The organism is Paenalkalicoccus suaedae, assembly GCF_006965545.2.
In the GTDB taxonomy this organism is placed as follows: Bacteria; Bacillota; Bacilli; order Bacillales; family Salisediminibacteriaceae; genus Paenalkalicoccus; species Paenalkalicoccus suaedae.
Genome location: NZ_CP041372.2, coordinates 3,301,391 through 3,313,824, shown reverse-complemented (window position 1 = coordinate 3,313,824; position 12,434 = coordinate 3,301,391). Strand labels below are relative to the sequence as shown.

General features: G+C 35.7%; 11 protein-coding genes. All 11 read left to right on the top strand.

Features of this window, described 5'->3' with window-relative positions:
- Window positions 1-77: 77 nt before the first annotated feature.
- The 11 genes from FLK61_RS17215 to FLK61_RS17165 all read left to right on the top strand — a co-directional run bounded on the left by FLK61_RS17215 (window position 78) and on the right by FLK61_RS17165 (window position 12,280).
- Complete coding sequence (locus tag FLK61_RS17215) at window positions 78-1,154, top strand: DegT/DnrJ/EryC1/StrS family aminotransferase (protein WP_249777747.1); 1,077 nt, start codon at window positions 78-80, stop codon at window positions 1,152-1,154.
- 5 nt (window positions 1,155-1,159) lie between these two features.
- Window positions 1,160-1,804, top strand: a complete 645-nt coding sequence (locus FLK61_RS17210) for a sugar transferase (RefSeq protein WP_176010581.1) — start codon at window positions 1,160-1,162, stop codon at window positions 1,802-1,804.
- Window positions 1,801-2,418: an acetyltransferase gene (locus FLK61_RS17205; protein WP_176010580.1), complete on the top strand. Its 618-nt coding sequence runs from the start codon at window positions 1,801-1,803 to the stop codon at window positions 2,416-2,418. Before FLK61_RS17210 ends, FLK61_RS17205 begins: the two co-directional genes overlap by 4 nt.
- Window positions 2,419-2,420: 2 nt before the next feature.
- A complete protein-coding gene (locus FLK61_RS17200) occupies window positions 2,421-3,533 on the top strand; it encodes a glycosyltransferase family 4 protein (protein WP_176010579.1) in 1,113 nt (370 codons plus the stop codon).
- Window positions 3,517-4,626 (top strand): glycosyltransferase family 1 protein, encoded by a 1,110-nt coding sequence (locus FLK61_RS17195; RefSeq protein WP_176010578.1) that lies wholly within the window; start codon window positions 3,517-3,519, stop codon window positions 4,624-4,626. Before FLK61_RS17200 ends, FLK61_RS17195 begins: the two co-directional genes overlap by 17 nt.
- 53 nt (window positions 4,627-4,679) lie before the next feature.
- Complete coding sequence (locus tag FLK61_RS17190; protein ID WP_176010577.1) at window positions 4,680-5,786, top strand: glycosyltransferase family 4 protein; 1,107 nt, start codon at window positions 4,680-4,682, stop codon at window positions 5,784-5,786.
- A complete protein-coding gene (locus FLK61_RS17185) occupies window positions 5,731-7,050 on the top strand; it encodes a hypothetical protein (RefSeq protein ID WP_176010576.1) in 1,320 nt (439 codons plus the stop codon). Before FLK61_RS17190 ends, FLK61_RS17185 begins: the two co-directional genes overlap by 56 nt.
- 49 nt (window positions 7,051-7,099) lie before the next feature.
- A complete protein-coding gene (locus FLK61_RS17180) occupies window positions 7,100-8,440 on the top strand; it encodes a lipopolysaccharide biosynthesis protein (protein ID WP_176010575.1) in 1,341 nt (446 codons plus the stop codon).
- 59 nt (window positions 8,441-8,499) lie between these two features.
- On the top strand, window positions 8,500-9,708 hold the full coding sequence (locus tag FLK61_RS17175) for an asparagine synthase-related protein (RefSeq protein WP_176010574.1): 1,209 nt from the start codon (window positions 8,500-8,502) through the stop codon (window positions 9,706-9,708).
- Between the two features lie 189 nt (window positions 9,709-9,897).
- Window positions 9,898-11,256: a UDP-glucose dehydrogenase family protein gene (locus FLK61_RS17170; RefSeq protein ID WP_176010573.1), complete on the top strand. Its 1,359-nt coding sequence runs from the start codon at window positions 9,898-9,900 to the stop codon at window positions 11,254-11,256.
- Window positions 11,249-12,280: a GDP-mannose 4,6-dehydratase gene (locus FLK61_RS17165; RefSeq protein WP_176010572.1), complete on the top strand. Its 1,032-nt coding sequence runs from the start codon at window positions 11,249-11,251 to the stop codon at window positions 12,278-12,280. Before FLK61_RS17170 ends, FLK61_RS17165 begins: the two co-directional genes overlap by 8 nt.
- Window positions 12,281-12,434 lie beyond the last annotated feature (154 nt).

The following is a 12,434-nucleotide window of genomic DNA, read 5'->3' as shown; positions in this document are numbered from 1 at the left end:
TTAGTTTTTTTAAGGAGAGAAGAGAATTGAGTAATTCTATTACAGCAAAAGAACGAGTATTTCTTTCGTCCCCTCATATGAGTGATGAGGGCTATGAAATGCAATATGTACAAGAAGCATTCGATACGAACTGGATTGCTCCACTTGGGGAAAACGTAAACAAGTTTGAAAGAGAGTTAGCGGAAAAAGTAGACTCTAAAGATGCAGCTGCTCTTTCATCAGGAACAGCAGCTATCCATCTTGCCTTGAAAGCGGCAGACGTTGGTGAAGGTGACATCGTTTTTTGCTCTACATTAACATTCTCTGCAACTGCTAACCCGATCATTTATCAGAATGCCATTCCAGTATTTATTGATAGTGATTATAAAACGTGGAATATGTGTCCTGATGCTCTAGAAGAAGCATTTAAGAAATATCCTGAGGTTAAAGCTGTTATCCTTGTTCATCTATATGGTTTATCTGCGGATATGGATCGAATTGTTGAGCTATGTAAGAAGCACAATGTTGCTCTAATAGAAGACGCAGCTGAAAGTTTAGGGACTTATTATAAAGGGCAACATACTGGAACATTTGGTGACTATGGGATCTTCTCTTTTAATGGAAATAAGATCATCACTACTTCAGGAGGTGGGATGCTTGTATCGAATAATGAAGAGAGAATTTCTAAAGCTAGATTTTGGGCGACTCAATCTAGGGATCGAGCGAGACATTATCAACATAGTGAATTAGGTTTCAATTATCGTATGAGTAATGTTAGTGCTGGTATAGGGAGAGGTCAATTAAAAGTATTAGATCAACGTGTAGAAAAGAAGAATGATATCTACCAATTTTATAAGAGAGAGTTAAGTGGACTTGAGGGTGTTGAGTTCATGCCCATGAACGAATGGGATAGACCTAACTACTGGTTAAGCGCAATAACGTTGACCGGAAATGTGAGACCGGTTGATATATTTGAAGCGTTGGAGGCTGAGAATATTGAATCAAGACCAGTGTGGAAGCCAATGCATATGCAACCTTTCTTTGAGAAGTATGATTTTGTAGGAACGGATATATCGGAAAAGTTATTTGAGAATGGGGTTTGTCTTCCGAGTGATACCAAGATAACTGATGAGCAGTTGAATCGGGTTGCTGAGATTATTAAGGGATTGTGGTGATAAAGATGGAAAGAACCAAAGGTGGATTATATAGAAGATTTTTTAAAAGACCAATGGATATTGTTTTATCATCATTAGCTATTATAGTTCTCAGTCCAGTTCTACTAATAGTTGCTGTTCTAGTCAGAACAAAGTTAGGCAGTCCTATTTTGTTTAAGCAACAACGACCTGGGTTAAATGAAAAGATTTTTATGATGTATAAATTTAGAACGATGACGGATGAGAGGGATGAACTTGGTCAATTGAGGGCTGATCATGTGAGGCTGACTAAGTTTGGTAGGATATTACGTGCTACATCACTAGATGAGTTGCCTGAACTATTTAATATCTTAAAAGGTGACATGTCAATTATTGGTCCTCGCCCCTTACTAGTTCAATATCTTTCGCTATATAATGATCATCAAAAGCGGCGTCATGAAGTTAGACCTGGGTTATCAGGGTTAGCGCAAATTAGTGGTAGGAACGCAATTAGTTGGGAAGAGAAGTTTGATCTAGACGTTATATATGTAAAGAGTGTTAGCTTGATTGAAGATTGGAAGATTATTTGCCTAACGATAAAAAAGGTGCTTGTAAGAGAGGGAATCAGTTCGCAAACTACTGTAACGATGGAACCGTTCAAAGGTAATTTAAAGGAACGAATAGGGTCATGAAAAATAATCTTCTCATAATCGGTGCTAGCGGACACGGTAAAGTAATAGCTGACATTGCATTGAAAATGAACAAATGGCAGAGTATTGCATTCTTAGATGATAACGAAAGCTTGAAATCTTCAATGGGACTTGATGTGATTGGGAAATCGAAAGATGCTATTAGCCATATAAATGATTACGATATTTTTGTAGGTATCGGGAACAACGATACTCGAAAAGAGGTTCAAGAGAACCTTGAAGACGAAGGGGCAACTATACCAGTGTTAGTTCATCCAAATGCGGTAATTGGAGAACAAGTTGGAGTAGCCACAGGTTCAGCAATTATGGCTGGTGTTGTAATAAACTGCTGCACTAAAATTGGCAAAGGATGCATTATTAATACTGGAGCTACAATAGATCATGACAGTGTAATAGAAAATTTTGTTCATGTATCACCTGGTTCACATTTGGCTGGTACAGTGAGAGTCGGACAAGGGACTTGGTTAGGAATTGGTAGTGTGGTTAGTAATAATTTAAAGATCAGTGGAAGTTGCAAGATCGGGGCAGGGACTGTAGTTGTTAGAGATATAACTGAAGTTGGTACATATATAGGTGTGCCAGCAAGGAGAATATAGTGATGAAGAAAATTTTAATATTGGCAAACAATGATGTTGGATTATATAAATTTAGAAAAGAATTAATTCGAGAATTATTAAAAGAACACGAGGTATATATATCGTTGCCTAATGGTGATTATGTTGAACATTTAAAAAGATTAGGCTGTAATTTTATGGAGACGCCGTTAAATCGGCGAGGAATGAATCCTTTTCAGGATCTAAGTCTCTTAATGAAATACGTAAAGATAATTAAAGAGATTAAACCAGATGTCGTTTTAACATACACAATAAAACCAAATATTTTTGGTGGAGTAGCATGTAGAATTAATAAAACAACATATTTTCCTAATGTTACCGGATTAGGAACAGCGTTTGAAAAAAAAGGTTTAATGCAAAGGATCATTCTATTTTTGCACCAAATTGCATTTAAAAAAGCTAAAAATATATTTGTCCAAAATATAGAAAATAAAAAATTCCTTGAATTAAATGGAATTATAAATAAGAATGGAAAACTTATACCTGGTTCGGGTGTTAACTTAGAGGAATATTCATTGTTGGAATATCCGGAGGAAGAAGAAATAAATTTTGTATTTATTTCACGAATTATGAAAGAAAAAGGAATTGATTATTATTTAAATGCTGCAAAAGCTATTAAAAGTAAATATCCAAAAACTTCTTTTCATGTCTGTGGATTTTGCGAAGAAGATTATAGCGATATATTAAAAGATTACGAAGATAGAGGAATAATAAAATATCATGGGATGGTAACCGACATTCAATCATTATTAAGAAAAATGCACTGTACTGTGCACCCAACATATTACCCTGAAGGGATGTCGAATGTATTATTAGAGAGCGCATCAAGTGGCAGGCCGATTATTACAACTAATAGAAGTGGATGTAGAGAAATTGTAGATGATGGAGTTAATGGGTACTTAGTAATGCAGAGAAACACAAAAGACCTTATAGATAAAATCGAGAAATTTTTAAATAAAAGTAAAGAAGAAAAGCAGCAGTTTGGTCTAGAGGGGCGAAGGAAAGTTGAAAAAGAATTTGATAGGGAAATAGTTATTAATGCATATATTAGTGAAATAGAGTTGATAGGGGAATATTTTAATGGAAAAACCTATTAGAATTTTACATGTATTTGGAAGATTAGACTCTGGCGGCGCTGAGAGTAGGACAATGGATATCTATCGTTCAATAGATAGAACGAAAATACAATTTGACTTTGCAATTCACACTAGTGATGAGTGTTATTTTTCGGCAGAAGTAAGGTCGTTAGGAGGAAAAATTTACAGCTTTCCAAGGTTTAGGAGAAATAACCTCTTTTCCTATAAAAAAGCATGGTCCCAGTTTTTCTTGAGATATAGGTCTAGATATGAGATTGTACATGGGCATCAAACGAGCACAGGCTTCATTTATCTCAATGAAGCCAAAAAAAATGGTATACGAACACGTATTGCTCATGCAAGGAATTCAGATAAGGATAGCGCTGTGAAGAGGTTAACTACACGGTTAGCACGCTTTTATGCAACAGAGCTATTAGCCGTTTCAGCTCCAGCTGCAAAAAGTGAATTTGGAGAGAGACTAATGAGAAGCGGGACTGTAAAAGTCATTCCCAATGCAATAAACATTAATAAATACATTTTTAATGAAAATATCAGACTAATAAAAAGAAAAGAATTTGGACTATCAGATGAGTTGGCAGTCGTTCATATAGGAAGATTCCACAGCCAGAAGAATCACCATTTTCTCTTGAAAATTTTTAAAGAGGTACTCAGAAAAAATCCGAACTCTAAACTTTTTATAGTTGGTGATGGCCCTCTAAAGGATAGCATTAAACAGACAATTATAGAGCTTAAAATAGAAGGATCGGTTGTTCTTACTGGAGTTAGAAAGGATGTAGCCGATTTATTGCAAGCCATGGACTTTTTGATTTTTCCATCTTTATTTGAAGGTTTACCGGGCGTTGTACTTGAAGCGCAAGCAGCAGGTTTACCCTGCATTATCTCAGAAAGCATAACCGATGAGGTTAAGGTTACAGACTTAGTTGAGTATGCTTCACTTAATGAAAGTGAAGAAAACTGGGCCGATAAAGTATTGAGAAAGTTAGATAAAAGTTACCGAAAGGATACATTTGAAGAAATAGCGAATAAAGGTTTCGATATAAATTCTGTTGCAAAATGGTACGAAGAATTTTATCTGAAATTAAAGGGCAAATAGTAAGGGTATTATATTGCCTAAAAAATCAGCAAATATGTATGGAGTTGGGTAAAATGAAAATTGCGTATCTTTCTGCATCAACTGTTCCTTCAAAAGATGCAAACAGCGTCCATGTCATGAAAATGAGTCAAGCTTTTGCAAAAGATGGGCATGATGTTATTTTATATGCTAGACAATCAACTGAAAAAGTTGATGATGATTATTACTATTATGGCGTTGGTAATTGCTTTAAAATAAAAAAATTATCATGGCCATCATTGAGGTTTTTTGGAGGCTTTATTTACGGGAGAAATGTAAAAAAAGATATTCAAAAAAACGAAAAAGCAGATATTTATTATGGTAGGGATTTGTACAGCTTATTGAACGTTTCGTCTATTAAAGGGTCACAAATTTACTATGAAGCACATAAACCTCCAGCGACCTATGTCCACAAAATATTGGAAAGAAGGTTGTTTTCTTTTAAGAATTTTAAGCGCCTAGTTGTTATTTCTGATGCGCTAAGAAAAGAATATCTTAGAATTTTTCCGGAATTAAAGAGTGAAAAAATTGTTGTGGCACACGATGGTGCTGATCTACCAGAACCTAAAATAAACAAAAGTGCAGTAAATAAGGGAAAAGAACAAGTGAAAATTGGTTATGTTGGACATCTATACCAAGGGAAAGGAATGGAATTAATAGCTGAGTTAGCTAAGAGTATACCTAATATGGAATTTCATATTATCGGAGGCAAAGAATCAGATATAGCATATTGGAAAAAACATGTTAACAAAGAAAATATTATTTTTCATGGTTTTGTTTCACATGGGATGCTTGGAGAATATTTTGATCAGCTTGACATTGTTCTAGCCCCTTATCAAACAAAAGTGGCAACATCTGGAGGAGGTGGTGACATTAGTAAGTGGATGTCTCCGTTAAAAATTTTTGAGTACATGGCAAACGGAAAAGCTATTGTTTCATCAGATCTACCAGTCTTACGTGAAATCTTAGTAAATAATATAAATAGCATTCTGTGTCCACCAGAAGATGTTCAAGCATGGAAAGAAGCAATTATATTGCTAGCTAGTGATAAGAGCAAGTTAATAAAATTAGGGGATAATGCAAGAAATGACTTCATTAAGCAATATACCTGGTTGCAGAGGGGACGGAATGTCATTGCATAGTTTATTCCTCTTTTTTATATTGTTCATATTTATTTATGGATGGAAAGTAACTGATATTTTAGATTTAATACTTTTAACTTCAATTTTTTTAATCTTTTATGTGTTTGTACTATTAAGAGCTAGGCTATCAAGACAAATAGTTTTTATCCTTGCAATTTTATATGGACTTTCTTTGTATGCATTTTTAATTATTGCTTTGAATGGGACATCTGAATTACAGTTCGCTATGCGTTCGGCACGATCTTTAATTAATTTTGGTGGCGGAGTTGCATTAGTATATTTGTATCACAGACAACATAAAGAGGAATTCGTCAAACAATTAATTTCACACTTGTTTATTGCTATATTATTACACGGAGTACTTATTATCGCTATGTACCTTGTTGATGATTTTCGTAATGTAATATACCAATTGACCTCGGCACATTCAATCGTTAATAATAATTATCCATTTATGAATGGTCTCAGAATTACGGGTTTAACATATGGTTTGGCATCAACATCAGTATTACAAATGTTCGGAATACTCCTTATGCCTGCAATGCTTTATTATTGGGGAAAAAGTATGTTAAAGAACTCTCTTATAGTCCTTGGTACTGTAATCATATTATTGTCAATTACACTAGCAGGTAATTCTGGACTTCTATTGAGTATACTTTTACTCCCGTTCGTTTCGTTAATGACATTTAGCAGACAAAGAGTTTTAGGCGTTATATTAAAATCAATTAAAATATCAGTACCTAGTATTATAGTTATTGTTCTTTCTCAAAGTGTTTTGTCTTTTATGCCAGATCAATTCCATAGATATACTATTGAAAAAGTTGGTGAAGTGGGTGAAGTGTTTACAAATAGTGGTGAAACAAGTACAACAATAACACTTATGGATATGTATCACTTACCTAATAATGTAACAGTATTTCTTTTCGGTTCTGGAGAACTCGGAAGAGGTGAAGCTGGTAACACTCCTTCGGATGTAGGCTGGATTAGATGGATATTTGCTGTGGGCATTTTTGGTTCGGTAATTATGGTAATTCCATATTTATATGCAATGTGGAAAGCGTTGGGTTTGCGCTCAAAACAGCGATGTTTAAGTGTACTAACCTTTGCTATATTAATCGGGAGCTTTTTACTTCATTTCAAAGAAGTTGGTTTATATAACAGAAATGCTTGGTCAGTTCAATCTGTATTAATAAGTGCTTGCTTATTTGTTTATAACCATAAAAACTTAAAAGAAGATCAAATTGAAGGGGAGAGTACCTTGTAAATATGCGACTAAGAACATAACACAAATTAAATAAAGGATATTGCTATTTATGAATATTAGACAAAAGTATAGAAGCTTAATAAAAGAAGATCTAGTTCAAAAGCTTGCTAAAAATGTTGGTGTACTTTTCAGTGGTAGTGCAATTGCACAAGTTTTGGGAATAATGACTCTAGCAATGACAACAAGGCTAATTGGTCCTGAGATGTTTGGTATCTTAGTAATTATTCAAGCCTATACAGTGATTGTAGATAAGTTAATAAACTTCCAATCTTGGACTGCATTAATAAAGTTTGGTACAGAAGCATTAGAGAATCAAGAACATAAAAAGTTTAAAGGTTTTATAAAGATAGCTACTATTTTAGACCTTGTTAGCGCTATAATCGCTACAGTCGTTGCTTTTTATTCAATACAATGGGTGGGTCAATTCATTGGTTTAAGGGATGAGTATATATTAATAACGCAAATATACTGTTTATCAATATTATTCCATATATCAGGAACTCCAATAGCAATCTTAAGAATTTATGACAAGTTTAAATTAATAGCAATTAATCAAGTAGTTGTAGCTACTATAAAGTTTTTTGCGATACTAGTTTTATTTACTTTAGGGTTAGATAATTTCTGGCTGGTAGTAGCTGTATGGATTATTTGTGAAATTATTTCACATATAGTTTTGATGATTTTAGGGTATACTGTCCTATTCCGAAAGCGAGTTAGGTATTGGTGGAAGGGAAAAACGGATCAATGGAAAGAGTTTTTTAAGTTTACATGTTGGACAAACATTTCAACTACTGTAAATCTACCTGTTAAACAATTTGATGTGATAATAGTGTCTGTTGTTGTTTCATTAGAGGGAGTTGCTATATACAAAATATTTAAGCAAATTGCTGCTATTAGTAATAAAGTTGCTGATCCTGTTTTCCAAGCCATTTACCCGCAGCTAGTTAAGATGATTATTAGTAACGAGCCAATTAAAGCGGTGAAGTTTGTGTTAAAAACTTCAATCTTACTTTGTAGTGTATTATTACCAACCGTTTTTCTTATTTCCATATCGGCTCCAATTTGGTTAGGTTTAATTTTTGGAGAAGTTTTCGCAAAGGCGTGGAAAGTTCTTGCAGTCTATCTAGTGATTGAGATTATCACTCAGAGCCTCATTGGTATACATCCTTTATTTACTGCTATGGGCTTTGTAAAAAAGAATGTTTTTATAATATTAACAGCCAATATTTTATACATTCCTATAGTACTACAATTAGGTGATTCCTTCGGTTTAATTGGAATAGTCACAGCATATGGTGTTCAGTTTTGTATAGTACTAATTATCAAAGCTTATTATATTAATAGATATCTTCAGACCAATAATAGAAAAACAATTGATACTGCTCTATAATGTGAGAAATTTTTAGTCACATAACGAATATTTTAATAAAAAGTAAATAAGGAGTAAATATGGATCTTTCTCATTCAAATTTAAATTCTTTTCTTAAACTAGGTTATTTTCTCGACTATAAAAATACTGATTTCAAAATAGATTTAAGTAGTGTAGATACGATGAAATTCTCTGAATTAAATGAAGAAGAAATTCTGAACATGGGTACTAAACTTTTCTTTGAAGCTCTAGAAAAGAACTTCGTGACTAAAAAGAAACATGTTGTACCTATTAGTGGGGGATTAGATAGTAGAGCAATATTAGCTGGACTATTGGAGTTTACAAATGCAGAAAACATATATACTTATACATTCGGAACTCCAGGTACTCTTGATTATGATATTGGTAGATATATCGCAGATAAAGTTGGTACCAATCACACTAATTATCCTCTTACAGATTATAAATATGAGTTCGGTGACTTAATAGATATATCTAATAGAGTAAGTCAGCAAACGGTTTTATTTCACCACCCTCCAGTAAAAGATATGGACAAAAAGTATAATGGTATGGTTATTTGGTCAGGTTTTTTAAACGGCTTCTTAACGGGTGGAAGAATAACTAATAAACGTTCAAATACTGTGAATGAAGCGAAGGAAGCTTTTTTATTGAGGAACCAATATGTAAAGTCAACTAATTTGTCTAACTCTAGTGTTGAAGAACTTGTAGATTTAGTTGATTTCGAAGCATACCCTAATACTAATTTGGATTATGAGGATATATTAGATGTATTAAATAGGCAATCGAAATTTATTTCTCCCCATGTATTAATGAAAGGTTTTGATTATGTAACTCCATATACTGATCCAGAATGGATCAGTTTTATGTTGGGGTTAAGCCTTGATAACCGAAAAGATCAGTACTTGTTTAAGAAGATTTTATTTGAAATTAATTCTGGTTTATTCTCTAAAAAAACAAAATCTAACTTTGGACTACCTTTAAACGCTCCCAAAGTGTTTACAATATTTAAAAGAATACAAAATAAAGTCTACCAGAAGTTAGGAAGTAACCCTTATATAAACTATTTAGACTTTGATGAGGCTATTCGTAACCGTCAAGATATTAATCAGATTGTTAAGGATTCCGTAGGCGATTTGAAATCTAGAAAGATAATAGAAATAGATCCAGTCTCTCTCTTTAATAAACATATGAACAGGAAAGCAGAGCATTCAGATGCATTACTTATTTTGACGTCATTAGAAATACACTTAAAGGCAAAGGGAATTTGATTTTATTTAGTCAACTAATCATAAGTACCTTGAGAAGTATTATGTTTGTATCGTAAATTGTACTGAGTAAACTGTGAAATTGTGAGAGGGCGTGAGAAAATGAAGTCTAAAACAAGTGCTTGTCACTTGTCGAAATAAGTCTTAATTTGTCGAATGGGAACTTTTAAATACGAAAAAGGCGGTGTTACAATGAAGAAAATCGCAGTTGCCGGAACGGGCTATGTTGGCTTGGTTGCCGGGGTTTGTTTCGCTGAGATGGGTCACAGTGTGACTTGTGTGGATATTGATGAAGAAAAAGTGAATTTAATGAGATCTGGAGTTTCTCCTATCTTTGAAGATAGGCTTGAAGAGCTTATGCAGAAAAACTATGCTGCTGGCAGAATTGAATATACAACGGACTATGCATCTGCCTATGAAGAGGCGGATGCTATTTTTATTGGTGTGGGTACGCCAGAGCAACCTGATGGGTCTGCTAACTTGTCTTATATTGCGACGGTTGCAAGACAGATTGCGGAGTCTGTTGTGAAGGATTGTCTTGTTGTGGTTAAGTCAACGGTTCCTGTTGGAACGAATGATAAGGTTGAGCAGTTTATCAGTGACTTCCTTGTTAACGATGTTCGGGTGGAAGTAGCGTCTAACCCTGAGTTTCTTGCTCAAGGATCGGCAGTTAAAGATACGCTTTACGCAGAGCGAATTATTATAGGTACAGAGAGCACATGGGCTGAAGAGTTGTTAACAGAACTCTATCAGCCTTTTAATTTGCCTATTGTGTCAGTCAATCGACGCTCGGCGGAAATGATAAAGTATGCGTCGAACGACTTTTTAGCATTGAAGATTTCGTATATGAATGATATCGCGAACTTGTGTGAGCTAGTAGGGGCGGACGTGCAGGATGTGGCGAAGGGGATGAGCTTTGACGATCGAATCGGCAGCAAGTTTTTAAATGCTGGGATTGGCTACGGCGGATCGTGCTTCCCGAAGGATACGAAGGCACTCGAGCATATTGCGCAGCAGCACGGTTATGACTTACGAACGGTGAAGGCAGCCATTAACGTAAATACCGATCAAAAGACGATGCTGTATAAAAAAGCGCGTAACCGCTTGATCACCTTTAACGGATTAAAGGTTGCGGTTTTAGGTCTTACGTTTAAGCCAGGTACAGATGATTTGCGTGAAGCAGCGTCATTAGAGAATGTACCTTTACTGTTAGAACAAGGTGCAGATGTGTATGCGTTTGATCCAGTTGGCGCAGAGAATTTTGCTCGTGTACATCCAGAAGGACAGCATGGCAGAGGAAGCATCACGTATGTAGCTAGTGTAGAAGAAGCATTACAGGATGCGAACGTCTGCTTTATTTTCACCGAGTGGGGAGAAGTGAAGGCAGTGACTCCTGCAATGTATAAGAATCTCATGCGAACGTCGCTCGTCTATGATGGGCGCAATATTTATCCTGTTGCGGATATGCAGGCAGTTGGCGTGGAGTATCACTCTATTGGACGGCAGGCAGTTGAGCGCGAGGTAAAGGCATCGGTAACGAGCCATGTATGAGAAGGTAGATCCGAATAAAACCTATCTTATCACCGGCGTAGCTGGATTTGTCGGCTACTATGTAGCGAAGCGCCTGCTGGAGAGTGGGTGCACGGTGATGGGGATTGATAATGTCAATTCGTACTATGACGTTAAGCTTAAGGAGACGCGCTTAGGGTTTTTGGAGCCATTTGATTCGTTCACGTTTGTGCGCGGGGATATCTCGGATAAGGGTCTTGTGGAAGACCTCTTTGCATCGCACCGACCAGAGATCGTGATCAACCTAGCAGCTCAAGCTGGCGTGCGCTATTCGATCGAAAATCCGGATGCCTACATCCAAAGTAACATCGTCGGCTTCCATACGATTTTAGAAGCATGTCGTCATTATCCTGTTGAGCACTTAATTTATGCTTCGTCTAGTTCGGTGTACGGTGCGAATAAGAAGGTGCCATTTGAAGAAACGGATGTCGTTGATTCTCCTGTGTCGCTGTATGCTTCTACGAAGAAGTCGAATGAGCTGATGGCTCATACATATAGTCATTTGTATGATGTGCCAGCAACTGGATTACGTTTCTTTACCGTCTATGGTCCAATGGGACGTCCAGACATGGCGTACTTTGGGTTTACAGATAAGTATTTTGCTGATGAGGTCATTCATATTTATAATAATGGCGACTTCGATAAAGATCTGTACCGAGATTTCACGTATATAGATGATATCGTGGAGGGAATTGAGCGTTTAATTAGTGTACCTCCAAGTAAAGCAGAAGGGGCTGTGCCTCATACGGTGTTTAACATCGGAAATAACAGTCCAGAGAAGCTAATGACGTTTATCGGAGCTCTAGAGAAGGCATTGTCTAACTCTTTAGGTAAGAATGTAGAGTTTAAGAAGGTGTTCGAACCAATCAAGCCAGGAGATGTACCAGCAACCTATGCATCTACGGATAAATTGCAGACAGCTGTAGGGTTTAAGCCGAAGACAACGATTGAGGATGGTCTGCAGGAGTTTGTGGATTGGTATGTGGAGTATTATGGGAAGAAGTAGTGAATAGTTGGATAGAGAAGAAGCCCAACCGGTAGAGATTGGTTGGGCTTCAACTATCTATCTACTTATTTTTGCTTTTATTTTTCTTAATTTTCTAACTATTATTTAATTTATACACCGAAAGGTGTGATAAATTATTACTCTTTCACTACAG